22 protein-coding genes and 1 tRNA gene are annotated in these 26,869 nt (G+C 46.9%); 18 read left to right on the forward strand and 5 right to left on the reverse strand.

Going from position 1 to position 26,869, the window contains the following annotated elements:
* The first annotated feature begins 53 nt into the window (after nucleotides 1–53).
* The 11 genes from HXW94_RS00140 to HXW94_RS00190 all read left to right on the forward strand — a co-directional run bounded on the left by HXW94_RS00140 (nucleotide 54) and on the right by HXW94_RS00190 (nucleotide 13,531).
* Nucleotides 54–1,772, forward strand: coding sequence for a cache domain-containing protein (locus tag HXW94_RS00140; RefSeq protein ID WP_178364877.1), 1,719 nt, complete (start codon nucleotides 54–56; stop codon nucleotides 1,770–1,772).
* 235 nt (nucleotides 1,773–2,007) lie between these two features.
* On the forward strand, nucleotides 2,008–2,196 hold the full coding sequence (gene tatA, locus HXW94_RS00145; RefSeq protein WP_178364878.1) for a twin-arginine translocase TatA/TatE family subunit: 189 nt from the start codon (nucleotides 2,008–2,010) through the stop codon (nucleotides 2,194–2,196).
* Nucleotides 2,197–2,585: 389 nt separating this feature from the next.
* The gene (glnD, locus tag HXW94_RS00150) at nucleotides 2,586–5,219 is read left to right on the forward strand and encodes a [protein-PII] uridylyltransferase (RefSeq protein ID WP_178364879.1); all 2,634 of its coding nucleotides are present in this window, start codon (nucleotides 2,586–2,588) and stop codon (nucleotides 5,217–5,219) included.
* Nucleotides 5,206–5,544 (forward strand): P-II family nitrogen regulator, encoded by a 339-nt coding sequence (locus tag HXW94_RS00155; RefSeq protein WP_178364880.1) that lies wholly within the window; start codon nucleotides 5,206–5,208, stop codon nucleotides 5,542–5,544. Before glnD ends, HXW94_RS00155 begins: the two co-directional genes overlap by 14 nt.
* 51 nt (nucleotides 5,545–5,595) lie before the next feature.
* Nucleotides 5,596–7,008, forward strand: a complete 1,413-nt coding sequence (glnA, locus tag HXW94_RS00160) for a type I glutamate--ammonia ligase (protein WP_178364881.1) — start codon at nucleotides 5,596–5,598, stop codon at nucleotides 7,006–7,008.
* A gap of 237 nt (nucleotides 7,009–7,245) precedes the next feature.
* Complete coding sequence (locus tag HXW94_RS00165) at nucleotides 7,246–8,142, forward strand: lytic murein transglycosylase (RefSeq protein WP_178364882.1); 897 nt, start codon at nucleotides 7,246–7,248, stop codon at nucleotides 8,140–8,142.
* 71 nt (nucleotides 8,143–8,213) lie between these two features.
* Nucleotides 8,214–8,432 carry a PLDc N-terminal domain-containing protein gene (locus HXW94_RS00170; RefSeq protein ID WP_178364883.1) on the forward strand — a complete coding sequence of 73 codons (219 nt, stop codon included), beginning with the start codon at nucleotides 8,214–8,216 and terminating at the stop codon, nucleotides 8,430–8,432.
* Between the two features lie 107 nt (nucleotides 8,433–8,539).
* Nucleotides 8,540–8,614, forward strand: a tRNA-Glu gene (locus tag HXW94_RS00175).
* A gap of 806 nt (nucleotides 8,615–9,420) precedes the next feature.
* Entirely contained in the window at nucleotides 9,421–12,144 is a 2,724-nt protein-coding gene (locus tag HXW94_RS00180) for a cation-transporting P-type ATPase (RefSeq protein ID WP_178364884.1), read from the forward strand.
* Between the two features lie 40 nt (nucleotides 12,145–12,184).
* Complete coding sequence (locus tag HXW94_RS00185; RefSeq protein ID WP_178364885.1) at nucleotides 12,185–12,553, forward strand: pyridoxamine 5'-phosphate oxidase family protein; 369 nt, start codon at nucleotides 12,185–12,187, stop codon at nucleotides 12,551–12,553.
* A gap of 57 nt (nucleotides 12,554–12,610) precedes the next feature.
* The gene (locus tag HXW94_RS00190) at nucleotides 12,611–13,531 is read left to right on the forward strand and encodes a hypothetical protein (RefSeq protein ID WP_218576503.1); all 921 of its coding nucleotides are present in this window, start codon (nucleotides 12,611–12,613) and stop codon (nucleotides 13,529–13,531) included.
* A 197-nt stretch (nucleotides 13,532–13,728) separates the two neighbouring features.
* Here the strand turns inward: HXW94_RS00190 and HXW94_RS19355 are convergent, their stop codons facing one another.
* From HXW94_RS19355 to HXW94_RS00215, 5 genes are all read right to left on the reverse strand, one after another.
* Nucleotides 13,729–15,531 (reverse strand): HEAT repeat domain-containing protein, encoded by a 1,803-nt coding sequence (locus HXW94_RS19355; RefSeq protein ID WP_246293657.1) that lies wholly within the window; start codon nucleotides 15,529–15,531, stop codon nucleotides 13,729–13,731.
* 148 nt (nucleotides 15,532–15,679) lie between these two features.
* Nucleotides 15,680–16,948, reverse strand: coding sequence for a metal ABC transporter permease (locus HXW94_RS00200; RefSeq protein ID WP_178364887.1), 1,269 nt, complete (start codon nucleotides 16,946–16,948; stop codon nucleotides 15,680–15,682).
* On the reverse strand, nucleotides 16,948–17,709 hold the full coding sequence (locus HXW94_RS00205) for a metal ABC transporter ATP-binding protein (RefSeq protein WP_178364888.1): 762 nt from the start codon (nucleotides 17,707–17,709) through the stop codon (nucleotides 16,948–16,950). The genes HXW94_RS00200 and HXW94_RS00205 overlap by 1 nt, the downstream gene beginning before the upstream one ends.
* The gene (locus tag HXW94_RS00210) at nucleotides 17,702–18,211 is read right to left on the reverse strand and encodes a hypothetical protein (RefSeq protein ID WP_178364889.1); all 510 of its coding nucleotides are present in this window, start codon (nucleotides 18,209–18,211) and stop codon (nucleotides 17,702–17,704) included. Before HXW94_RS00210 ends, HXW94_RS00205 begins: the two co-directional genes overlap by 8 nt.
* Nucleotides 18,212–18,222: 11 nt before the next feature.
* The gene (locus tag HXW94_RS00215; protein ID WP_246293658.1) at nucleotides 18,223–19,164 is read right to left on the reverse strand and encodes a metal ABC transporter solute-binding protein, Zn/Mn family; all 942 of its coding nucleotides are present in this window, start codon (nucleotides 19,162–19,164) and stop codon (nucleotides 18,223–18,225) included.
* 266 nt (nucleotides 19,165–19,430) lie between these two features.
* Here HXW94_RS00215 and HXW94_RS00220 point away from each other — a divergent pair, with 266 nt between their 5' ends.
* From HXW94_RS00220 to HXW94_RS00250, 7 genes are all read left to right on the forward strand, one after another.
* A complete protein-coding gene (locus HXW94_RS00220; RefSeq protein WP_178364890.1) occupies nucleotides 19,431–19,859 on the forward strand; it encodes a sll1863 family stress response protein in 429 nt (142 codons plus the stop codon).
* Between the two features lie 608 nt (nucleotides 19,860–20,467).
* On the forward strand, nucleotides 20,468–20,992 hold the full coding sequence (locus HXW94_RS00225) for a hypothetical protein (RefSeq protein WP_178364891.1): 525 nt from the start codon (nucleotides 20,468–20,470) through the stop codon (nucleotides 20,990–20,992).
* Between the two features lie 12 nt (nucleotides 20,993–21,004).
* The gene (locus HXW94_RS00230; RefSeq protein ID WP_178364892.1) at nucleotides 21,005–22,237 is read left to right on the forward strand and encodes a toxic anion resistance protein; all 1,233 of its coding nucleotides are present in this window, start codon (nucleotides 21,005–21,007) and stop codon (nucleotides 22,235–22,237) included.
* Nucleotides 22,238–22,240: 3 nt separating this feature from the next.
* Complete coding sequence (locus HXW94_RS00235) at nucleotides 22,241–22,879, forward strand: DUF4178 domain-containing protein (RefSeq protein ID WP_178364893.1); 639 nt, start codon at nucleotides 22,241–22,243, stop codon at nucleotides 22,877–22,879.
* Nucleotides 22,876–24,249, forward strand: coding sequence for a hypothetical protein (locus HXW94_RS00240; RefSeq protein WP_178364894.1), 1,374 nt, complete (start codon nucleotides 22,876–22,878; stop codon nucleotides 24,247–24,249). The genes HXW94_RS00235 and HXW94_RS00240 overlap by 4 nt, the downstream gene beginning before the upstream one ends.
* Before the next feature lie 12 nt (nucleotides 24,250–24,261).
* A complete protein-coding gene (locus HXW94_RS00245; RefSeq protein ID WP_178364895.1) occupies nucleotides 24,262–25,152 on the forward strand; it encodes a DUF350 domain-containing protein in 891 nt (296 codons plus the stop codon).
* Nucleotides 25,142–26,863 (forward strand): polyamine aminopropyltransferase, encoded by a 1,722-nt coding sequence (locus tag HXW94_RS00250; RefSeq protein ID WP_178364896.1) that lies wholly within the window; start codon nucleotides 25,142–25,144, stop codon nucleotides 26,861–26,863. Before HXW94_RS00245 ends, HXW94_RS00250 begins: the two co-directional genes overlap by 11 nt.
* Nucleotides 26,864–26,869 lie beyond the last annotated feature (6 nt).

A 26,869-nucleotide genomic window follows, 5' to 3' on the forward strand; every position in this document is an offset into this window, starting at 1 on the left:
CAGGGATTTGCCTGTAGCCTGTTTTATTTTGTGTGACTTAAAGGGCGGGGTGTATGCTGAAAAATATGATACGGAAAAGATTCAAGACCACCTCCCGGCGAATTGCCGTGCCGGCACTTTTGACGATCGTTCTTTATGTCATCACCATGTTTATGCTTTTTCTTCCGCGGATTGAACAAAGCTTTATCAACAGAAAGAAGGAAATGATCTACGAGCTGACCGAAACGGTCTGGAGTCTGATTGACAACTATCATGCACGGGAGCTGTCCGGCGAACTGACCCGGGCCGATGCTCAACACCGGGCAATTCTCCGGATCAGTAATCTCCGGTACGGTCCTGAAAAAAAAGATTATTTCTGGATTAACGACATGACGCCGCAGTTTATTATGCATCCGTATCGCCCGGATGTTGTGAACAAGGCCATCAAGGATATCAAGGATGTTCGAGATTCAAGTCTCAAAAATATTCTTTTAAAATTTAACGAGGTGGTTGCTGAGAAAGGCGCCGGGTATGTTGATTATTACTGGCAATGGAAAGACGATCCTGACAGAATGTCTCCTAAATTGTCCTATGTTAAAGGTTTTCAACCATGGGACTGGATTGTGGGTACCGGTATGTATCTTGATGATATTTATGCTGAAATCACCGCCATACGTAATAAGTTTATGGCCATTTCCACTGCCATCCTTGGCATCGTCCTCATGCTGTCCCTGTATTCCATTCGCCAGACCATGAAGGCTGACAAAGAATTAATGCGAGTCTCCATTGAACGCAAGAAATTGAACGAATCGCTCAAAGAAAGCAAAGAGCGCTTTCAAAGCCTTCTGGAAAACACCAGTGACTGGATATGGGAAATCGATGGAAAAGGGCAATATACCTATTCAAGTCCCAGGGTGGAGGCGTTGCTGGGTTTTTCCTCGGATGAAACAATGCATAAAACCATCATGGATTTTGTGCCCATGGATTTAAAAAATCGGTATCAGGAAACCTTTAAAAATCTGCTTGGCAGCCAAAAGTCATTTAAAGGGTTTGAGACGACATGCCGGAAAAAGAACGGCCGGCATGTGGTTGTCGAAAACAATGCGGTACCGGTTTTTTCAGAAAACGGCGGACTTTTGGGATACAGAGGGGTGACGCGGGACATCACGAACCGGAAATTGGCCATGGAAGCGCTTAAAAAGAATCGAGACGACCTGCATGCAAACCTTGAAGAGACCGTGAAGTCGTTGGCGCTTGCTGAAGAAAAACGTGATCCTTATACTGCCGGCCATCAGACACGGGTTGACCGATTGGCCTGTGCCATTGCACGGGAACTCGGACTTTCAGATCATCAGATTGAAGGACTGCACTTTGCTGCACTTCTGCATGATATCGGCAAAATTGCCCTGCCATCCGAATTTCTGTCTAAACCGACCCTTTTGTCCCATCAGGAGCATGAAATCATTAAGTGCCATGCCCAGGTTGGGTATGATATTTTGAAAAACATTAATTTCCCATGGCCGGTTGCACAAATCGTATACCAGCACCACGAATATCTTGACGGTTCGGGTTATCCCAGGAATCTGACCGATAAGCAAATTCTTCTTGAAGCGAAAATATTGACGGTTGCCGATGTGGTCGAAGCCATATCATCTCACCGTCCGTACAGGCCGTCTCTCGGCGTGGAAGCTGCACTGGAAGAGATACGGAACGGCCGTGGCGTTCGATATCATGCCCCCAGCGTGGACGCCTGCCTCAAGCTCATCAGAGATAAAAAGATAGATTTATCGTGATGCCTAGATCAAAAAAATTGCTTATCATTCGACTATCAAGTTTTTAGGAAATTTGTTCAAATTCAAGGCGGAAACAATTTTTAACCGGAGAAATATACAATTTATTACAAAAATGAAATATCATTATGTGTTTCCATGAATCCTTAATGATTGACTTCATACAGGTTAAATGCTAATGACCTGATTTGATAACTTTTTTACTAACACCATGAACAAAATATGAGGAGCGTGAATCATGATTGGTGGTATAGGAATGCCTGAATTGATAATAATTCTGGTGATTATCCTTATTATATTCGGTGCCGGTAAATTGCCCGAAATCGGTGCCGGTTTAGGAAAAGGCATCAAGAATTTCAAGAAAGCAACAAAAGAGCCCATTGAAGATGACGATGAAAAGGAGCCTAAAAAAATAGATGAAGATTAATGGGGGAGCGTCGCCGTTTTTTTAGTTTTCCACAGCCAAGCACGTCATGTGCCTGGCTGATTATTCATGCCTTTTCAAAAAATCGACATATCATATACCCGCTTGCTGGTTTTTAGGATCCTACCCGATAGTAGTTACAAAAAAGTAATATACTGCTTCTCAAAATAGACATTACTGTAATAAATATTATTCTTTTCATTGATTTGTAGGCTTCAGTTGCCTGCGCGTTTTATAACTTATTGAAAATAAAAGGATGGTACAACCATTGCAAAATATGAAAACAGTAATGAAAAACGTTTTAAGGTATTGGTCTGGTGTATGAAATGTTTTTGTCGAAAAAGGACATATATTTATTATTAAAAGATCAAAATTAAAGATACTGAACAGATATGGAAAGTCCTGAAGCCAAAATATTAATTGAACAAAAACAAGAGCTGATAGATCAGTACCTCCAGGGGCAAGAAATTAATTTCCTGGAAAAGATGACTACCCGTCTTGATGAATACTTTTACAGGGTGTTTGAAAAAAGTATTGCAGCCAGAAAAATGGTTATCTCGGGAAATCCTTTTGCCATCATTGCCTTGGGGGGATACGGAAGAAAAGAGCAGTGTATCCATTCAGATATTGATCTGCTCATTCTTTTTGATAAGGCCATTCCGGCGGATGTGGAAGCCTTTGTCCAGGAGCTTTTGTATCCCTTATGGGATGCCAGGTTTGAAGTCGGGTATGCAGTCCGGAACATCAACGAATGTATTAAAATGTCTTTTGATCGTTTTGATATCCTGACCACAGTGCTTGATGCCAGGTTTATCTGCGGGGCCTCCCTGATCTATTCCGAATTTATGGAAAAATTCAGGCAGCAGTTATCCGCAAAGCATTTGAAACCCACGCTCAATTATTTGTACGAAAACGGAGAAAAACGCCTGGCGGATTTCGGGGACTCGACCTATCTGGTTTCCCCTGATTTAAAATCAGGCTTTGGCGGCCTTCGGGATTATCACACCCTGCTGTGGTATGCTAAAATTAAATCCAACATCAAGACCCGTCGGGATTTGGCCTATTATGGGTTTCTTTCCCATTTTGAATACGAAAATCTGGAAGATGCGTTAACTTATATCTGGGATGTGCGCAACCGTCTGCATTATATCAGTCAGCGCAAAAATGATACGCTTCATTTTGAACACCAGGCAGAAGTGGCCGGTTTGATGGATTATGTGGATACCTCGAGTTTACCTCAGGTGGAAGTTTTTCTAGGTGAACTGCATGAAAAAATGGATTTTTTAAAGCAGATTTACCAGATCACATTTGAAGATATCGTATCCAGCTTCCGGGTTAAAAAAGAAACTGTCGGCCCACGGCCCACCAAAACTGAGGGGTTGGTCGTAAAAAAACGCCGGCTTTACTTTGCCAACACCGTTTCAATTATTCAACACCCTGATTTGCTGCTTCGCATTTTCCTTGAAAGTGGTCAGACCCGGATACCAATGTCGATTGAGGCCAGGCGGATCGCATCCGAATTCCGTCACCTTGTGGATGATGAGGTTCGCACGGATCCCGGATGTATCAAAATTTTCAAACGGATTCTGGGCATGTCGATTTGGAAATTCAACGTGCTTAATGTCATGCTTTCCACCGGCATTCTGGCACAGTTTATTCCGGAATTCGCACCGTTAGTGCATAAAATTCAGTATAATCAGTACCACCTGTTCCCTGTGGACAAACATTCCATCCGCTGTGTACAGATCCTTAACGGTTTCAAAGATCCCGCAGACACCATAATGGGAACCCTTTATAATTCGGTGTTCAAGGAGATAAGGAATAAAAATGTTTTGCTCGTGGCAGGTCTTCTGCATGACATCGGTAAGGCCGATCCTGCCAAAGAGCACTCTCGCAGAGGTGCCAGGATAGCCGAACCTGTTGTTGATCGTCTTGGATTCAGCCCCGTGGAAAAGGAGGATATTCTTTTTCTCATCGAAAACCATTTGTTTTTGGCAAAAACCGCTACTCGCCGGGATATTTATGATGAGGAAACAGCCGTTTACACAGCGAATAAAATAGGAAAAATTCGATTGTTGCGCATGCTTTTCCTGATTACGGTGGCCGATTCCAAGGCCACCGGACCCAAGGCCTGGAACGACTGGACGGAAAATTTAATTAAAGACCTGTTTTTTAAAACCATGAGCATCATCAAAACAGGGGAACTGGCGTCCAAGAAAACCCAGCGTCTTATTGAAAAAAAGAAAAAAGATGTCCTGGCCCTGTTGCGGGAAAGTTGGCGGGAAGAAGAGGTTACCCGGCAATTATCCGCCATGTCCCGGCGCTATCTGCTTTATGTGCCGCCCCAAAACATTGTTGATCATATTAATCTATTCAGAAACCTGGGAGACCGGGAGTATATCTGGCAGATTACAAAGGATAATGAGGCAGATATGAGAACCGTGTCCATTTGCGGCAAGGACAAGCCCGGGTTCTACTCCAAGCTTGCCGGGGTTTTTTTCCAGAATAATATTGATATCGTCGGCTCCCAGGCCTATTATCTGGGAGACAGCTATTTTCTGGATATCTTTAATGTCCGTCCACCCCAGGACCGTCTCTTTGAAAAGGAAAAATGGGAAAAGGCCGGACAGGATTTGAGCATAGCGCTTGAAGATGACCACTATCTGGATAATGTGCTCGATAAAATTCCCACTGAGGTGACCATATCCAGCGGCAGCAGACCCGAAGAGAGCCAGGTTCGCATAGACAATGAAACATCCAGTTTTTTTACGATTATTGAAGTGTTAACCTATGATTTTCCAGGACTCTTATTTGCCATTACCAATACCTTATACCGGGCCGGCATCAATGTTAATGTCGCCATGGTCGCCACCAAGGTGGATCAGGTGATTGACGTTTTTTACGTCCGGGATATTGAAGGGGACCAGAAAATAGAATCAGAAGAAAAATTAAATCAGATAAAAAACGCGATTATTAACCGTCTTCCACAGATGCAGTCAAAGGAGGTCATGAATGAAAAAAATTGAGGCAATTATTAAACCCTTTAAGCTGGATGATGTCAAAGAGGCGTTGAGCGAAATCGGCATCTACGGCATGACCGTTACGGAAGTTAATGGGTACGGCCGGCAGAAAGGACACAAGGAAATTTATCGCGGCGCGGAATATGTCGTTGATTTTGTTCCGAAAATAAAACTTGAAATTGTTGTAACCGACGATCGCCTTGAAGAAACCGTGGAAACTATCCGGTCTGCGACCAATAGCGGTAAAATCGGTGACGGTAAGATTTTTGTACTGCCGGTTGAAGGGGCCATGCGGGTCAGAACCGGTGAGCGCGGAGATGATGCAATTTAACGGTTAACTAAGTCTTTCATATAAACTTAATATAGATAGAAAGGTAAAAAAATGACACCAAAAGACGTATTGGCAATGGCCAAAGAGAATGACATTAAAGTCGTTGACATTCGCTACATGGACTTTATCGGCACTTGGCAGCACTTTAGTGTGCCTGTATCAGAATTGACGGAAGCTTCCTTTGAAGACGGATTTGGTTTTGACGGGTCTTCCATGAGAGCATGGCAGAACATTGATAACTCCGATATGATCGTAATTCCTGAAGCAGGTACAGCAAAAATTGATCCGTTTTTCAAAGTACCGACCATGGTTGTTCTCGGCAACATCCATGATCCCATCACCAGCGAAGGTTACTCCAGAGATCCCCGCGGTATTGCCAAAAGAACGGAAGCCTATATCAAAAGCACCGGCATCGGCGACACCATATTTGTAGGTCCTGAGCCCGAGTTCTTTATTTTTTCCAATATTCGTTACGCGTCAGATCCCCATGCTTCCTTTTTTGAAATTGATTCCCCGGAAGCACACTGGAACACCAGTGACGGTTCCGAACCCAACCTGGGATACAAAATCAAACCAAAGCACGGGTATTTTCCGCTGCCTCCCGCAGACAACTATCAGGACATGAGAACTGAGATGATGCTGACCCTGCAGGATCTGGGCATTGACATGGAATGCCAGCATCACGAAGTTGCTTCTGCCGGACAGTCTGAGATTGACCTTCGGTTTGACTCCCTGCTGAACATGGGTGACAAGCTGGCCTGGTTCAAATATGTATTGAGAAATGTGGCTGCAAAATACGGACATTGCGTGACCTTTATGCCTAAACCCCTCTATGGTGACAATGGTACCGGCATGCACACCCATATGAGTTTCTGGAAAGACGGCGAGCCTACATTTGCCGGCAATAAATATGCAGGTATGTCCGACAATGCCCTGTGGGCCATCGGCGGCATCATGAAACACTGCAAAGCCCTGTGCGCCATCACCAATCCTACCACCAACTCCTACAAACGTCTGGTGCCCGGTTTTGAAGCGCCTATTAAACTGGCTTACTCCAGCCGGAACCGTTCTGCGGCCATCCGTCTGCCCATGTACTCCGGATCTCCCAAGGCAAAACGTCTTGAATTTCGTACACCGGATCCCTCTGCCAACGGGTATATGGCCTTCTCCGCCATTGCCATGGCCATGCTGGATGGTATCCAGAACAAAATTGATCCGGGCGATCCCATGGATAAAAACATCTATGATCTGCCGGTTGAAGAACTGGCTGCTATTCCGTCCGCACCGGGCTGCCTTGAAGAAGCCCTGGAAGCCCTTAAGACGGACCATGACTTTCTGCTTAAAGGTGATGTTTTCACCAAGGATGTTATTGAACACTGGATTGAGTACAAAATGGAAAACGAAGTTAAACCGGTTATCAGCCGTCCGCATCCTCATGAGTTCTATCTGTACTTTGATATTTAAAAAATCAGCCTCCTCCTGTTGGGGATTGACCTGACAAACGGGCCCGGAACGCTTTGGCTGTTTCCCGGGCCCGTTTTTTTTTGCGATATCTGCCTGTCTGTGCCGCGTTTTGATATTTCACTTTTTTAATGCAATCAGAAACAAAATACGCTATATAAATGGTAGCAACGCAGACCTTGGAACAGGAAAAAATATCTTGCCTCAAACTATCAGAGCAAGGGAGCAGATACCCCAAATATGAAAAATTCCGACCTATTTTCCAAATTTATCCTGAACATTGTACTGGTGCTTAGCATCTGTTTTTCTGTTAATTATTGCTATGCCCAGCAAACTGCTGCGCCGGACAGTACCGGTCAGACCAATGAATTTGAATTGCTTACCCAGCGCCTTGTCCAGGATGGGTTTGATCAGGAAAAGACCAAAGCCTTGTTTGACAATGAATCGGTTTGTTTTGACCCGGATGGTGTTTCTCTGTTTTTTATCCATTCGGAATCCAGTCTTAACTATGACCAGTTTTCTTCTCCAAAATCCATCGCCAATGCCCGCAATTACATGGTTACGCATAAAGAGAGCCTTGATAACGCCCAAGAAGAATTTTCAGTGGACAAAACCATTATTACAGCCATTCTTATGGTAGAAACCCGTCTGGGCACATACCTTGGCAATCGCACGGTGATAAACACCCTGTCCACCATGGCAGCGCTTGCGGACAAAGCGCTTGCCGAAAGGGTCTGGGGGGCTATATCAGATAATAAAAAACCTGAGCGGACCACGTTTGATAAAAAGGTGGACCGGAAAAGCAGATGGGGGTATGAGGAGCTTAAGGCGCTGATCAGCTATAGCAATCGTGAAGGCATTGACCCTGTTGCCATTAAAGGATCTTACGCCGGCGCCATGGGTATCCCTCAGTTCATGCCTTCCAACGCTTTGACACTGGCAAGGGACGGAAACAAGGATGGGCGGGTGGATTTGTTTGACCATGAGGACGCCATTTTTTCCGTAGCCAACTATTTAAAACACCATGGCTGGAAATCAGGCCTCAGCCGTCAACGCCAGCACAAAGTCCTGTTCAAATACAACCATTCCAACTATTATGTAGATGCGTTGCTCAAAATTTCAGATAAGTTGAAATAATGGTAACTGTTTAACCCGCAACAAAAACGTAAAACCAGTTTCGTTGGTTTATAAAAAATCGGAAAAATTAAATGACACCGGAAAAACTTATTTTATATATCCTTCTCATTGTCGGCATATCCTTTATCCTGACCATGCTGGCTTTAATCGACCTGCTGAAAAAAGATTTCTCCACATTAAAAGAAAAGTTTGTCTGGCACCTTGTGGCCATCGTTCCGGTCATTGGCTGGCTTTTCTATTTTGCCCTGGGCGCCAAAAAGGGAACCCGTAAGAAGTTTGATTCAAATTAAATTCAGCGTGTAAAGATGGGGACCCATTGGCCCAAGATGGTTTGGTTTTAATTTTTATTGACTTTTAAACCCAATCATTATAGATATTCATCTTTATAAAGAGATGTGGTCCCATCGTCTAGCGGTTAGGACGCTGGCCTCTCACGCCGGAAACCGGGGTTCGATTCCCCGTGGGATCACCACTTAGAGTATCAAGGTTTTCAGCGATTTGCTGAGGGCCTTTTTAATTTCTCAAAAATAAATTTTCCAACCGTATTTCCAACCTTTCGCTTAAAAATCAGGGTAATTCCAGGTAAAATAGTTGGCATCCTTCATTTGCCGCTTTACACTTTCCAGATGCCGACCCCCATTTTTCGGGAACCTCCATTCAAAAAGTGTAAAGTACTTTTGGGATCATATGAAGGATGCCAAATAGTTTTGCTTTAATTACCCCGGGTAAGGGTAATTGGCCTGTGAGGGGACAATAAAACGGGGTGCTGCCACAGCATCCTGCTAAGAGTATCATCTCGCATGACAGCCTGGTCACGCCCTAGGTTCAACCTAGACCGTTCACACCAGGGGGCGTCGGCTGAGACGACGCCCCCTATAAAAAAAGTCCGAACAAATGACGCACGAGGTTGCATAGAATATTTTGCAACAATTCCGGCTCGGACAGGGTTGAGTTCAATATACCTGTAAACTTCAAGTAAATACCTGTCGGATTGTATCAGAGAGGATTTATAACACCCCTCCCAAAGGGTTCCGGTACGCTTGTATTCATAATTAAAATATCGCTCTGACCCCAATTATCCTTTTTGTTATTGAACGCTTTTTTCTGGGAGGCCTTTATGATAGATTGTACTATTAGTCTCTACTCTGGCGGGCGGCGTGGATAATTTCTATGCGTCTGCATTTATCGCTCTTGTGGAAAGAAGCCGATAACAACAGACAGTGGAACGAAATGTCCAGTAAAAAAAACGTGAAAGAATAGAAATTGCGGGAGCTGAAAATGCAAAAGTTTCCTGAAAAATCATGGCATAGTCTGGCATCAACTGATGCGGTTTCCATATTTGAATCTCATGAATCAAAAGGGCTGAGTGAACAGGAGGCAACCGATCGCGCCGAACAATTCGGCCTCAATGCGCTTTCACACGCTAAGGGGCAAGGCGCGGTTACCCGGTTTTTGTTACAATTCAAACAACCGCTTGTCATAATACTTTTAATCGCTGCGTTGATTACCTTGTTTCTGGCGGAATATATTGATGCCGGGGTTATCTTTGCCGTGGTCGTTGTCAATGCCGTTATCGGCTTTATCCAGGAGGATAAAGCAATGAAGGCGATTGAGGCGCTGTCTCACGCGATGACCAGTGAAGCCATCGTCATAAGAAATGGAGAAAAAAAACGGATTGCGTCTGAGTACCTGGTCCCCGGCGATTTGATTTTGCTTCAATCCGGCGATAAGGTGCCGGCGGACCTGCGCCTCATTCAAACCCGGGAGCTACAGATAGATGAAAGCGCTCTGACCGGAGAAAGCGTGCCGGTTCAAAAAGACGAGAGCATGCTCGAAGAAGACATCGTCATTGGTGACCGGCGAAACATGGCCTATTCCTCCACCTTGGTAACCTTCGGCAGCGGTCGTGGTCTTGTTGTCGCAACGGGTGATAACACAGAGATCGGTCGAATTAATCAGCTTATTGCCGCGGCAGATATATTGGAAACACCCCTGACCCGGAAAATCCATCACTTTTCCGGTATCCTGCTTTATGCCATTCTGGCCATGGCCGCCCTGACTTTTTTTATCGGCATAATGCGTGGCCAGGACTTGGTGGAGATATTTATGGCTTCGGTTGCCCTGGCGGTCGGCGCCATTCCCGAGGGGCTGCCTGCAGCTATCACGATCACCCTGGCCATTGGCGTATCAAGGATGGCCAAACGCCACGCCATCATCCGCAAACTTCCCGCTGTAGAGACGTTAGGCTCCACCATGATCATCTGCTCGGATAAAACCGGCACCCTGACCCAAAACCAGATGACGGTTCAAGATGTCGTGGCGGGTGGGCAACACTATGCAATATCCGGCATCGGTTACCATGCTGACGGCAAAATTACACCTGTGGCTGATTCGTTGGATACGACTGCCAATTATTCGCTGCAGATGCTCTTGAAAGCCGGTTTGCTATGCAATGACGCCACCCTGAGAAAGGACGGCAAAGGCTGGCGTGTGGAAGGCGACCCTACCGAGGGCGCATTGATCGTATCTGCGATGAAGGCAGGCTATGATTCGCGTACACTGGAACAGGAAATGCCGCGGCTGGATACCATTCCATTTGAGTCCGCCCGCCAGTATATGGCCACCCTTCATGATCAGGGTGAAGGAAAACCCAGATTACTCCTGATCAAAGGCTCCATAGAAAGTATCTGTGTGGATTGCGCAACCATCATGGGGCCGGACGGCGAACCTGATATACCGGACCCGGGAGCCATTGCAGACTGGGTTGAATCAATGGGTGAAAAAGGCCTGAGGGTACTGGCCTTTGCACAAAAAGAGATGCCTCCCGACACCACCCGGATCACCCATGCGGATGTAGAAGCGGATATCCTTTTCATCGGCCTTCAGGGGATGATCGACCCACCCCGGCAGGAAGCGGTAGAAGCGGTTGCTGCGTGCCAGGCGGCGGGCGTCCGTGTAAAAATGATCACCGGCGATCATGCTGTTACTGCCGGTGCGATTGCCCGTCAAATTGGGCTGTGCGGTGACACGTGTTCATATCATACCCGGGAGGTGCTGACAGGCCGTGATATCGGAGAACTGGATGAAGCGCAATTGAAGGACGTGGCTGAAGATACGGCTGTGTTTGCCCGTGTATCACCGGAACAAAAGCTGCGCCTGGTTGAGGCCCTGCAGAGAAAGGACTATGTGGTGGCCATGACCGGCGATGGTGTTAACGATGCCCCCGCCTTACGCCAGGCTGATATCGGGGTGGCCATGGGTCTCACAGGTACCGAGGTATCCAAAGAGTCCGCCGATATGATACTGACCGATGACAACTTCGCGAGCATTGAGGCCGCTGTGGAAGAGGGTCGCGGGATATTTGATAATTTAATCAAATTCATTACCTGGACCTTGCCCACCAACGGCGGTGAAGGTTTAGTCATTCTTATTGCCATTCTGCTTGGCACAAGGCTGCCTATACTGCCCTTGCAGATTCTCTGGATCAATATGACCACGGCCCTGCTGATGGGGTTAATGCTGGCCTTTGAACCCAAAGAGAAAGGTATCATGCTGCGCCCACCGAGGGATCCTTCCATGCCGATTCTCACTGCGCCTTTGATCGTACGTATTTTCATGGTTAGTTTGCTGCTTGTGATCGGGGCATTTGGCCTGTTCAAACTCGAACTGGTGCTTACCGGTGGTAATGAAACCCTGGCCCGGACCCTGGCCGTCAATGTTTTTGTGTTTGGTGAGATGTTTTACCTTTTCAACTGCCGTTCCATGACGCATCCGGTCTGGAGACTGGGGCTGTTCAGCAACCCGCTGCTCTGGGTCGGCGTGGGGATCATGATTATCATGCAATTGATCTATACGTATCTGCCGGTTTTTAATACCATCTTTCAGAGCGCACCGATGGGTTTTAAAGAATGGGGACTTGTCTTAACAAACAGTTCGCTGATTTTTATTCTGGTTGAAATTGAAAAAAAGATCAGCCGTAAACATTCTGAAGTAAATCGATAGTTGTTACAACGAGAAATAAATAAAACAAGGAAGCTGAAAAATGGAACTTAAATCTTATTTTGAGAGTACGGACGGAACAGGTATTTTATCAACGGCAGACAGCAATGGTAATGTCGATGCGGCTATTTATTCACGGCCTCATTTTTTGGAAGATAAGATTGCATTTATAATGCGGGATCGCTTAACGCACAAAAACCTTGAGTCCAACCCCCATGCCGTCTATCTGTTCATAGAAAACGGGCCGGGCTACAAGGGGAAGAGAATCTATTTGACTAAGGTCAAAGAAGAGAAAAATTCAGAGCGGATCGCTTCTCTGAAACGCAGGCAAAAAGATTCAAATCCTGATGAGGATAAATTCCTTGTATTCTTTGAATTTAATCGTGAACGACCTCTGGTTGGTGATCATTAGCCCGCCTGTTTAAAAATGAATGTGATCAATATTGGCTTTTCGATTCATCGGCCGGAAATGATTCCGATCACCGAAAAGATAATGGGGCAGCATGATATTATTTACTTAGAGGAGCCGCCTGACAGCCATTTTACAGAAATGTTGAACGGGACCCTTGGGGTAGATGACTATCTGCTGCCAATGGATCTGGAATATCCAGAGTTCAGCCGGGCCATGTGCCACCTGGAAAGAATTCTGTTTAAAAATGGGAAACAACTGTTTCAGGCAGATCCATTTGTCGAGGCATTATTGTTGATTCATGACTCATTTGCAGAAGGTAAGCGTCCCGAGGACTTGGATAAAGGGTCCATGTTGTACTATGTTTATTTGGCTGAACGAGACGCTACCGGCGCGTTATTGCATTTTTATAAAACATCTGTTGCCGGTACGTTTGAAAAAACAACTGCTGCTGTTAAAAACTTTGCACGGGCAGATGCCGCACGTTTGAGATTGCGTGATTCACTTAGAGCCCAGGAGATCGTCCGAGATATAAAAAATGGCGGCAATATTTTTATTGAGGCCGGAATGATACATTATTCGATCTATCGGAGAATTTGGAAAGAACTCAAAAACACCTTTATTGTTCGACCACTGTTTTTGAATCGTATTCTAATGCCGAAAAATAATTCATACCAAGGCCTTTACAGTCCTGGTGATTTGTTGACCCTGGCATATGTGTTCCACCCCGGACTGAACAAAGACAAATGGGCGTCTCTTCTGGCGGCACGTTCAATTGTTTATTCAAAAATAATTCAAAAAGAGGAAAATCAACAGGACGCAGATAGCTTTTTCCATTTAAAAAATGAAAGTGATTGTATTGGCATTTGCAGAATGCTTAACATGGGCGATTGCCAATATCTTTACCCGATTATTCGAAAGAGAAAAACAATGGATTCCTTTAATATTGTCAGGGAATACATAGAAAAGAATAAGATTTAACCGGCAAAGGTTTTTATTCCGATCATGGGCCTTATTCAATTATCTGCTTGGTTGCACTCAATCGTATCAGAAAACTTGTAAATTCAAAAAAGGAATTTTGAAGACCGGCAAAAAGACAAACCTTGTGTAAATTTTATTGTTTCCATGGCCCTTAATGAACCATCAGTACTCTCTTACTCTCTACCCCGATGTCAGAGCTAAGCTTTATTTAAGCAACATTTTTTGTATTTTTTACCACTGCCACAAGGGCACGGGTCATTTCTTCCTATTTTTTTGGATTTTTTTTGAAATAAAATTCCTTTTCCTTTATTCTTACTATCTCCCATATTACTGAAAATATCACTCATTTTTTTTGCCCTTAATGCTTTTTGTTTCTCTGCTTCTCTTCGTTCTGCTCTAATTGCTGGGAGTTCTGGAATATCCGTATTATGAAGCAAACTCAGGCATTCTAACGGACTACCAACATCATCGGCATTATTTTCATTGTTATAAATATCTTGCAGAACGGCGATTCCCCTGTGGTCACCAATCCCCTGCAAACAATAGGCAAACATCTCGTAAGAGTCTACTTCACTATTCTCGTCGTTCCATGTTTCCATGATCAGGTTAAACGATTCAGAATATGGAAGATGTTCAAGAATCGAAAAAAGTTCCCACTCTTTAATTTCATTATTCTGTGCGGCATTTAAAATTAATTCATCCGCTGACTCGTCCAAAGCATTTAAGGCTGTTATGGCCATTCCATAAATATAATCCAGACTGTCAGCATCCTTTAAAACACGGATCAAATCAGGTACAAAATCTTTTTTACCGATCCGACCCATGATTTTTACAATCTCAATGTCGCCCCAGGTATTCAAATCGTCTGTTAAGGCCGCTTTTAATTCATCGACAGGAGCAATATCAACTATTTTTTGAGACAATTCGTCCGGCAATTTTGAGCCGGTATTTTGTATGGCCAAGATTAAGCCGGAGCTGTCTTTGTCTTCCATTAACGCTTTTACATAAGCATTTCGTTCTATAATAGTGTAGTACACTGACAGTGCCAAACCAATTAAGGCCTCTATATCTTCAAAATTCTTAGATGTCCTGAGTTTATGCCATAAAGCCGGTTGTTTTGATAATTCTTTAAATAAAAATACGCCTGCAGAATCTATATTAAAAAATTTTTGGATGTCACCAGGTACGGTTTTGTCCGGATATCGTTTTTGTTTGATATTTTCGGTTTCAAACAGCAGGGTTTTAATCAGTTCATGGTATTGTTTTTTCGTGATTAAAGAATTCGTCTTATCTTTTATCTCTTGCGCAATGGATAGATGATCATTTCTGTTAAAAAAGAGATCAAAAACCGCCACTGAATCTTTAATAATGCTTTTACTTCCCAGGTTCTGGGTTAAATCATTAAAATAATCACGGGCACACAAATAATTTACGAGCGCTTTTAACAAAGCGTGTTCTATACCTTTTCCTTTTTTTACAGGGTTCAGAATGCTATCTATGATCCAGGTAATATCCTCCTGATGATCATGCCTCAACAAATTCAAAGCAGCATCACCTTGAAGCATGGGATCTTGAATCTGCTTTACAGCGGAAATTAATGTCTCTCTTGCGGTCTCTTTATGGATACTTCCTAAGTAATTAAAAATCCCCAACAATGAATTAGTGTTTGGATTATTTGACAATGATTCAATGATCTTTTCCAAAGCAGGCTCATATTTCATCTTTGATAATGCCAGAACACAATTGGATGGAATATTCCCCGAATCATTCAAAAAGCTATTCAAAATAGCCGGAGCATGTTGGACGGCTTGATGTTTAGCAAGATACTTTGGTGCCATACATGCCAGGTGCGAATCCTCATCCGAGATTAATCTGCTGACTTCGTCAGTATATCTATTCGGATATTGTTTTTCTATGGCCTCAAAAGCCCATTTCCTGACAAGGCGATTGTCATGGGAAAGAAACTTTACGTAATCTTCATAATTCCATAATCTATCCATTATTACTCCTTTTCGTTTTTTAAATTAGCGCCCTTTGGGCGGGCTATTAGGTGCTGGGTACTGGGTGCTGGGTGCTGGGAAATGGAAATTCCTATACTCTAAATTTATATCATGCCCCTTCGAATTTCTTCCCAATTTTTCACAATCACTAGGGTATTTTTGCTGGAATTTCTTTTCCATGGGGACCCGTTTTGGGACTGCCTAATTTTTTATCCAGGTAGGCCGAAGTCTGGGCCTGGTCCAGATGTTCAAGCCTGTGGGCGATGGAATGAACCTCTGTTTCCGGGGTGCCGATGCTCTCAAGGTAGGACTCCCACAACCGGTGCGCCCGCAGGACGGTATGAGCCTCTTTGTAACCCTTGTCTGTCAGGGCATAGTCCTGATTCTGCTGGGTGAGCAGGCCATCCTGGGTCATTCGTTTTAAAACCTTGACCAGATTTTTTCCTTGAACTGCATATTTTCGAATGATGTCGACAGACGCCGGTTTTTTGTTGCGCAGCACCGTGGTCAGGACATCCTCCACCGCCTGCTGGGGAACGAGGTTGCGCAGCCGCATCCACCTGAAAAACAAGCCGTATTTAGGCGCAACGAACAGTACCACCAAAAACTGGAGGGTGCAAAATAGCATAATCGCACCACCACCGGCGGAATCCAGCCAGACGCAAAGGTAAAGCCCGCCCACCACGGATGTTACCCCGAACAGGGCGGAAAGCGCCATCATTTTGTCCAGGCGATCACAGAGCAGGTAGGCGGTCGCGGCCGGTGTGATTAAAAGCCCGACCACCAGGATCACCCCGACCATACTTACGGCCGAGACCACCACCAGGGAAACACAGGTGGTGAGCAGATAATCCAAAAGCACCACAGGTAGCCCGATTGATGCGGCCATGACCGGATCAAAGGTGGCCAATTGGAAATGCCTGAAGAAAAGGATGAGAACGCTAAGTACGCCTGCGCCCACAAAGGCGGATACCCAAAGATCAATGTCAGCCACCCCCAGGATGTCCCCCATGATGAAATGCATCAGATCAATGTGGATATAATGCCTGAAAATAGAAACCGCCACCACGCCCAAAGCAAAAATACCCGTGTACATGATTCCGATGGCTGTGTCCTCCTTTACCCTTGAAATTCTGGAGACAAATGAAATCAGAGCCACGGTGGTCACAGCCGCAATGAGCGACCCCAAAAGCATGCCCGGCGCATGGGCTTCCAGGCCAAAGGCAAGCTTCATAAACAGATATCCGCCGGCGACGCCTGCGATCATGGCATGGGAGAGGGCATCGCCTAGAAAAGCCATGCGCCGAAGCACCACAAGAGATCCCACAACCCCTGCTACCATGGCAATAATAGAGCCGCCGATCAGCGCCTTTTGAAAGTAAGTTTCCGTCAGCGGGGCATAAAAAAGGTCAAGCATCAATTTTCCTCCTTTTTCACCACATCTTTGAAAATTTTAAGCTTCCCCTCGTAGACCTGACTGAGCAAGTCCTCATTAAGTACCATATAGGGTTCTCCATATGCGTAGAGGCGCTGCTTGATGAGCAGCAGTTTGTCAAAATATTCTGCTGCTGTGGACAGATCATGATGGACCACCACCAGGGTTTTGCCTGACCTTTTGGCCCTTTCCAGCACTTCCAGGATTGCCCTTTCTGTTGATGCATCCACCCCGGCAAAGGGTTCGTCCAGCAGCAGGATATCACTGCCCTGGGCCAGGGCCCGGGCCATGAAGACCCGCTGCTGCTGGCCGCCGGAAAGCTCTCCGATCTGGCGGTGGGCAAAGTCGGTCATGCGCACCATGTCAAGGGCTTCCATGGCAGCATCCCTGTCTTTTTTTCGTGGAGACGTGTACCAGGGGATTTTCTGGAACCGCCCCATAAGGGCCACCTCCCGAACCGTGATGGGAAAATCCCAGTCCACAGCCCCCCGCTGGGGAACATAGGCGACCCGGCCTTTGGCGTTTTTAACGTGGGTGCCCTGGATTTTTACGGTGCCGAGATCGGGCTTTACAAAGCCTAAAATCGCCTTGATAAAGGTGGATTTCCCTGCGCCGTTGGGGCCGATGACACCCACCAGCTGATCTGCCTCAATTTTTACGTTCACATCCAAAAGCGCAGGCTTTGCATTGTAGCTGACAGTAAGATGGGCCACTTCTATGGCAAAGGACGTTTCCTTAATCATGAACCTCCTCCTTGTGGGCAGCCAGGGAAAAACTTACGGTGCCGGCCACCACAGACCCTGAACTGCCCCATACGGTCTGGTCAACCACAGGGCCGCCCCGATCTAAAAGCCGGACCCGCAGGCCATGGTCCAGATCGGTTTCAGCCATGGGCGGGCTTGCCTTGACATAAAATTCATTAAAGCCCTGGGACAGGTTTAGATTTTTCGTAATTCGGATCACCTGCCCCCTTTTGATTTGCTCAGCATTCACCTCCAGGAGCCGGCCATTGAGGCGGATTTCAAGGCCTGGGGGTTGTGATGCATCATCGTCCAGGGCTAGGGCAAAGGGGTCTTTTTCAATGGAAAAGCTTGGGGTGATCTCCAGCACATAACTGCCGCTGAGCACCTTTGGTGCTGCCGGCTGGGCAGGGCCTTGGGGCAGGGCGGCATCCCGCTGGGTTGTATACCCCCACAATCCCCCTACAAAAACAATCCAAATTAAACCGGTAAGTAAAAAACGCATATAACACAGGCCTATTTAAGTGAATTAACAATAAGCAGGGTGTTTTCCCGCATCATGCCGATATAGGTTTCAGCGGCAGATCCTTTGGGCCCCATGGAATCCGAGTAAAGTGTACCGCCTATTTTAACCCCGGTTTCCTTGGCGATTTCCCTGATTTGTTTAGGGTTGATGGTGGTTTCCACAAAAATGGCCGGGGCGCCTGATGCCTTGATGGACTCGATCACTTTGCGCCTGCGTTCCGGGGTGATGCCGGCCCCGACTTCGGCACCGGTGGACCATCCCACAGGGGCGATGGATAAAAAATCATTTTGTTCGTTGAGGCGGTATTCCCGGCAAAAATAGTTAAAGGCATCATGGGTGGTGACCAGAATTCGCTGCTGGGGAGAAATGACATTGATCTGTTCTCTGATCCAGGCGTCCAGCACCCGAAGCTGCTGCAAAAAAAGTTTGGCCCTTGCCCGATAAAGTGCTTTGTTCCCAGGGTCCAGAGCAATGATGCCCCTGGTGATGTTATTGACGTACACAGCCACATTTTTTGGCGAAAACCAGGCATGGGGATCGGGGATGGACTGGCCGCCTTGACTTATGGAAAGTGCCTGGATACCGTTGGTGGCCGTGATCAATGGTTTCTGGGCATCTTTGGCCAGGGTGCTCATCCAGTTCTTTCCTTCCAGGTGAAGGCCGTTTTCAATGCACAAATCTGCACCAAGCACGATCTGGACATCATTCGGGGTGACGTTATAGGTATGGGGGTCAGCCCCGGGCGCCAAAATGCTTTTGACTAAGGCCTGGTCTCCAGCCACCTGGCGTGCGAAATCGGCAATCTGGGTGGTCGATGCCACGATTACCGGCTTTTTTAATTCAGTCGCGCCTGTGAAACCTGTAGAAAGTATGATTAAGTTGAACATTAGAAGAAAAAACAACAGTGCGTATTTTTTGAACAGAAAATTCATAACACTCTCCCCAATTAAATTGAAGCCTTAAATTTTGAATATTATATCTAAAATCAAATTAAAGATTACATTAACATTTTCGAAAACATGATCCTACCTTAAAGATTTTGAGTAAAATCTGTTTGAGTTGTTTGAAATGATTAAATTGGGTGGATTTACCCATATAACCATTTTTCTGAAATGGTATATTAGGTCCATGGTTCTTATTTTTATTACAACCTTCCACAATGACACCAATATTTAACCCCATTTGAAAGGAAGTTTTCATGACAGATAAATCCAAAGACCGTGTAAGTGAAGGAAAAAACTACCGCCAGAGTATGATGGATAAACTATCCGTTGAATCCAGCCAGGTGGAAAACTGCCGGCCGGAAGAGGGAAAAAAGATGTATGTTGATAAACTCGAAGCCCGTATCGAATCCTTGAAATCCATGCTGGACGATATGACGGAAAAAAGCCGACATATAGAAGGGGATCTCAGGACAAAATTTGACCGCGATAAAGAGGAAGTAAATTCCCGGATCCAGAGTCTGAAGGCCGGTCTTTCAGAAATCCGTGAGGCCGGCGGCACAGCCTGGAAAGAGATGAGTACCGGCATATCAAATGGGAGGCGGTTCCCTTTATGGAATTCATCTAAACGCGGACCCTGCCAAATTAAAGGCCGGGACCGCAAGCGTCCCTTTCCAACCATTTAGGGCCATGGGCCGAACCAACCTTAAAATCTTTACCGATATAAAATAGGCTGCCGGAATCCGGTGGCCTTCGGTATCTTCAACTTCAAAATTGCCCGCTCGTGCTTTTTATCCTAATCTTTTTGAACATACACAAAAACACCCCTTGATCATTGTTTCGGTCACGTATTGGCTAGGCGGATTCCAGTTCTGTCCTGTTCGAGAACGGATATGGAATCCGCCCCTGCAGTTTGGATCAAATAATGATTAAGGGCAAGGGCAAGGGCAAGGGCAAGAAAAAAGCAAGCAGGAAATTTTATTGGCTTCATATATAAATCGGAATTGCTATCGGCATCGGAATCGGGATCGAAAAAAGAGGGATTCGATGCCGATGCCGATTCCAAGAGGCCATCTTGGCCAAATTTAGAATTGCTGTAAAATAGTTGACAATAGAATAAAATACGCCTACTACACCGATAATGCGAATGTTAATATAACAATAACACCGTCCCGGTTTAATCTGCATGAAGCAACAGCAAGAAACAACATATTTTGAGGATTAAAAATTTTTTCCAACGCCGAAGTTGGGCAAATTAACAAAACATTAATCATCGAGTGAAAGGTTTCAACTCATGACCGTTATAATTACAGCTGCCGTATTTATCATAGCGCTAGTTTTATTCAACCTGATCATCAGGCGGATGAAAGCGCCAAAAGTTTCATCGTCTTTTTATAAAGAACAGTCCTCCCCGCCCCCTGAAAAAAAAGATCCGGGTGCTGATTTCAAGGAAATTCTTGATACCCTGATCAAGCTGAATCTTTTGATCCGGACCGATCGTGATTTTTCCATGGATCTGATTTTAAAAATAGAATCCATTATTGACGATCTTAAAGCACTTATTCCGGATATGATTACCCGTTATCCGGGGGAGACCTTGACCTATGAACTTAAAAAAATCGGGGCGACCCACCTGTTTAAAACCGTTAAAGAGTATCTCGACCTCTCCTCTAACAGCCGGCAGACCCAAAGGCCGGCGTTTGAGAAAACCATTGAAAGTCTTCATGACGTATGCAAAAGATCCCGACAGATTGTGGACAATAACGAAATTGCAGAATTTAAAACCATGGCCCATTTTCTTGAGGGTAAATTTTCATAAAGGAGAAAACCTATGTCCAATTTGGCTCAGGAACTTGCCAATGTGGCCGGCCAGGCCAAAGCACCTGTATTAGCAGAAGTTACACAAGCATCAGGGCAGGGTGCGCTTACTCCTGTCCAGGCCCCCACTCAGCTGGTGCCGGTTCAGCCCGGGCACCTTGCTGTTGAAGATATCAAGGCCCTTGAAGATAAGGCCGAGGCCTTTGTGGCAAAGGTTAAAACAGACCCGTCGGACTGGCAGCTCGGCAACTTTGTATTTTCCCTGGGCCGGGAAATCATGGAAAAAACCCAGACTCAGGTCTCCCTTTACGATCGGAAGATGGGCTCGGTACTGAAAAATGTGGCTGTTGAGGATAGTTCGCCTGTGGCAAAAAATATCCTGGCCATTAAAACCGAGCTGGACAAGGTCAACCCCACTGTGGTGGCAAGAACGGAAATACCTCTGCCTAAAAAGGTGATGGGGCTTTTCACCCGCACCGTAAACCGCCTGCCTAAAGGAGATGAGATCCTGCGCATCATTGCCGAACGTAAGGAAACCGTGAACTCCACCATTGACGGCATCCGGGACCACCTGCGCAACGAGGCGGACCAGGTGGCTTTTGACGCGGCGGAACTGTCCCAGATCTGTGACGCTTTAAAAGAGATCCAGCCGGCCCTTCAGGAACACATTTACCTGGGGCAGTTGATCTGGCAAAAACTCACGACCCACCTTGATACAGTGGACGATCCCCGGGTCAAAGAAGCCCTGACCACCCTGACATCGGATTTGGCCATGGCTGTTGTGGACCTGCAGACCATTGACAACTCCAATCTTCAGACCCGGTTCGGCGGAGAGATGATGGTAAGAAATTCACATCTGGTCCAGCGCCTGGTTCAACGCACGGACATGATCCTGGCCACGGCCGTGAAAAACGCCCTGGCCGTGCGGGTGGCGGCGGAACAGCAGATGGATGCCTTGAAACACCTGGATATGGTCCAGCAGGCAGCGGCCGAGACCATGACGGATACGGCCAAGGTTATTGGCGATGCTGCGGTCAAGGGCGCAAAGATGAGCCAGAGCATGACCGTGAATATTGAAGCCCTGGAAGAGGCATGTAACACCTATGAGCAGGCATTTGAGGCCTATACGGCCATTTCAAAGGAGACCATCAGCATTGCGTCCCAAAGCGCCAATGCCCTGGGCGTTATGAACGACCGCTTCAGAGCCAGAACAGATGCATTAACGTCAAGGCGTCAGGAGAATTAAATTATGATATCCGTTTCCGAACAAAAATCCTTTGATCAGCGCTTTTCCCTGATCCGCACCCTGGCTCCGGACAAGGTGTTGTCCCGGGAGGAACAGACCCGTCTGACGATCATGGATGCCGGGGTGGGTGACTTTTTTAGCTGTTTTGGCAGCACCTATTTCATCCAGGAGATCAACACATACCAGGAGGCCAGCGAGGATTATTCAAAGCTGATGGACTACTTTGTTACCGAATTGACCTGCCTGTGCCTGGAGACCGGCGCGGTGGGCCATTTTGAATGGGAAATTGATGATGAATTAGAGGTAAGTATCACCCTGGACCAGACCAAATTCAAACGGCTGACCGATGATCAAGGCGAGCCCATTGATGAAGATGATCTGGATCAGATCGTGGCGGATGAGGACCGTATTGTCTATGCCGGGGAAACCTTTGAATATGACGATGACTGGGCTGCTGTGTACCGGCGTGACGGTAAGGAAGAGCAGGTTTACATGTATGAATTTGTCAATGATCGCGCGTCTATGTTTCTCACCATTGAGGAGTGGCAGGACGGGGATAAAGAGGAATATCGGATTTATATTTCCAAACCTGTGACCCCGGCGGAAGTAACTTTGATTTCCAGAGGGGAAGGCGAACCATGAATGGCCTTATCCTGTGTGTTAAAACAGAACCAATATTCACACGCGTGGTTCTTGTTTTGTTGGCGTTGATTTTTCTGACCGGTTGCGGCCAGGGACTTTCCGATGCAACCAAAACCCAGGCCAAAGCAGTAAAGCAGAACCTGAAAGTCACCCGGGATTTCATCGAATCCCAGAAAAAAAAATATGACCATCTGTCGGCGTCCCCTGAGTTTTCTGCCATGGCTGAGTATGCGTCCAAGGAAAAATGGGACACGGCATTTGCCAATGCCGGCGCCACCCTGGCCCGGGCCCGCCAGGTGTATGATAAGGGGTTAGACGTCACCCTCAAACAGGACAACCCCGAAGGCGAAGCCCAGGCACTGGTCCAGATCAAGCAGGTCAATGCGGTAATCCGGGAAGCTAAAAATCAGGCAACCGCGCCCTTTAAACGTGTCCGCAGGATCAAGGCCGCCATGACCGGGGTCCAGGCCATGCAGAATTCGGCCCTGGCCGCGGCAGATACCATCCTGTCAACGGTGCAAGGTCTGGAACAGGGGCCTGTGGCCAAGGCAAAGGAAAAATTTCCCGGCTCAGAAGACAAAATCACGGCCCGGTTTGCCCCGTTTTCCAAAATGGCGGATGAGACAAAGACCAATGCGGATATTGTAAAAGCCCAGTATACTGCCCATACCGCAGGGAATGCCGACTATGCCGCCTTTGTCACGGCAGCAGATGCCATTGAGCAGGCAAAAAAGACCCTTGCCAAGGAGGGATCAATGTTTGAAAAGGATATCGACCAGTTATACCGAAGTTATACCAAGATCCTTGAAGACATGAAGGTCGAGTCTCTTGGAAGTACCCAATTCAAGTATTTTCATAAATACCTGAAGGAAGAGAACGGGGAAACCTCGGAAACCGGCTGGGAAGTGGTGAATGCCTCTTTTTATGAACAAAACCTGGAAAATTTGGGCATGGCGATTTTGTCCAAACCCTATGGTGAGTTTGAACCCGATTTCCAGGCCGCCCCGCCCGGCATGGCCTATGTCGGCAATCCTGAATACGGGGAATGGAAACAGGATGAAAGCGGTAACCGTTTCTGGTCCTGGTATGGCAAGTATGCCTTTTTTTCTCACCTGTTCTTTTTTCCACCCCATTATTATTCCTATGGATCATGGAACCGGTGGAACAGGGATTACAGATATAAAAAACCCTATTATGGTCAGACCCAGACAGGACGCACTTTTGGCTCCCGGGGGACCCGCATGAAACAGTCGCCGCGGTACCAGAACAGCACCTTTTCAAAAACCGGCGGATTTAAAACCGCGTCAGCCTCGGTAAGGGGGCGTGCTTCAGGGCTTCGGGGGGGCGGTCCCAAATCAAGAGGGAAATAAGGAGAACAAGTTATGGACTATACAGAAACCTTAATCAGTATGGGGCAGGGGGTGTGCTATGCCCTGGTGAGCATTTTATTTATTTTTATAGCCAAAAAGCTGGATGACTGGCGGACCCGGGACTTTGATGACGATCGCCATATTGATGACGGCAATCTGGCCGTGGGGTTAAGACGGGCAGGGCTTTATCTTGGCATTGCCATCGGCATGACCGGCGCGCTGTCAGGGGAATCTGCAGGGTTCCGGACCGATATGCGCTATCTTTTGATTGATGGTGTCCTTGTTACAGGCTGTCTTTTCATTTCCCGGTTCATCAACGATTTTGTCATGATGGGCCATATCAACAACGACCGGGAGTGCATAAAAGTATTTACCCTTGGAGACGGGCGCACCACGACAGGCAATACCGCCCTTGGTATCGTGGAGGCCGGTATGTATATTGCCACCGGCTTTATTCTCAACGGCAGCATGTCCGGCGGCGGGGGCGGTTTTTACCAGTCCCTGGGATCCGCCCTGGTCTTTTTTGTTCTGGGGCAGATGGTACTCCTGGTTTTTGGCCTGGTTTATGAAATGATCTCCTCTTTTCACGTCCGGGATGAAATCAAGCAGAACAATCCGGCGGCAGGCATTGGTCTGGCCGGTATTCTGGTGGCCCTGGGCATTATTCTTAAAAGCAGTCTTTCGGGTCCTTTTACCGGGTGGATAAATGATATTGTCGGATTTTTTGTTTATACGTTATTGGGTATGATTCTGCTGCTTGGATTCAGTGTTCTTGTGGACCGGTTTCTTTTGCCTACCACAAATATTGCAACGGAGATCAAAGCGGATAAAAATGTTGCCGCCCTGGTGGTGGTCCAGGCGACCATCATTGCCGTGGCGCTGATCATTGCCCATGCCGTCTGATTTATCGGGAAGCGCGCGGGCATCCGGGCGCTCCCGGCTCAACACGGCCTCGGCCCTGCTGTGCCTGTGCATGTTTGCATCCGGGGCCTGCGGCATCATCCTTGAATATATCCAGGCAAGCCTGGCCGCCATGATCCTGGGCAATGCCTTTGAACAGTGGGCCATGGTGATCGGCCTGATGATGTTCTGGATGGGATTCGGCAGCCTGATCCAGGCCGGAATTTCCAAGGAACGCCTGGTACATGCCTTTATCGGCATTGAAATTGCCCTTGCCCTTGCAGGGGGGTATTCACCCACACTGACCTATCTGTCCTACGGATATACCAGCCACTACAGCCTGGTACTCTATTTCTTCGTATCCGTGATCGGCATTCTCATCGGCCTTGAAATTCCGGTGATCATACGGATCAACAACGATTTTTCAAAGGAGTTGTCCACCAACCTGGGCAATATCCTGTCCGCCGATTATATCGGCTCTTTGGCCGGGGCGCTGGTCTATGTATTCATCCTGCTGCGCTTTTTCCCGATTACGGAAGCGGCTTTTTTAACCGCCGGCATGAATTTTTTTCTTGCCCTGATTACCTTTATCTATTTTACCCGCAAACAAATCATCCGGCGCAATATCCCATTGCTTGTGATCATGACAACCACCTGTGCCGCCGTGATTGTCGGGTTTATGAACAATCGCAACTGGCAGATCACCAACGAACAATCCCTGTATGACGATCCCATCGTATATTCTAAAACCAGCCGGTACCAGCATATCGTTATTACCCATTTTAAACCCCTGGACGAAGTCCGGCTTTTTCTAAACGGGAATCTGCAATTATGCAGTACGGACGAGGCCCGGTACCATGAGTCCCTGGTGCATCCGGCCATGGCCCTTGCGCCGAGCCGCAGCCGGGTATTGATCCTGGGCGGCGGTGACGGCTGCGCATTAAGGGAAGTGTTAAAATACCCGGATGTTGACCGGGTCACCCTGGTGGACCTGGACCCGGCCATGACAACGCTTGCCGCCACCCATCCGCTGTTGTCCCGGCTCAATAAGCATGCCTTTGATAACGCCCGGGTAAACATCCTGACAGGCTCTGGAATTTTTCCGGGGATGTTTCGTCAAATCTATCAAGCCTCGCCGGACAGAAAAAGAAAATCGGCCGATTCATCGCATATGGCCGACCCACGGCATGTGGCCGAGGTCCGGGTTATGAACCTGGATGCAGACAAGTTTCTGGAACAGGCAAAGGGATTTTGGGATGTCATTATCGTGGACCTGCCGGATCCGTCCACACCGGAACTGACCAAACTCTACGCAAGGGAATTTTATCTCAAACTCCGACACAGGCTGGCAAAAAACGGCATTGCCGCGGTCCAGTCCACGTCGCCATACCTTGCCCGGGAAAGTTATCTTTGCATTGGCCGGACATTGGCCGCCGCCGGTTTTTCCATCCTGCCATACCATGAAAACGTGCCTTCATTCGGGGACTGGGGCTGGTTTTTATGCACCGGTTACGATTGGGGCAAAGGTGTTTTGCAACAGCGGATTGCAGCGCTTGAATTTACCGTACCCACCCGGTTTATAACCCCTGAGGTGTTCAGGCGCGCGCTTGTATTTGGTAAAGGCATGAACCAAAGCCGTTACACCGAAATCAACACCCTTCTTTTTCCTGTGCTGTTATCCTACTACAATCACGAATCCTGGCTTTTGGAATAGTGTTTG

It is taken from the genome of Desulfobacter latus (assembly GCF_013389365.1).
GTDB lineage: Bacteria > Desulfobacterota > Desulfobacteria > Desulfobacterales > Desulfobacteraceae > Desulfobacter > Desulfobacter latus.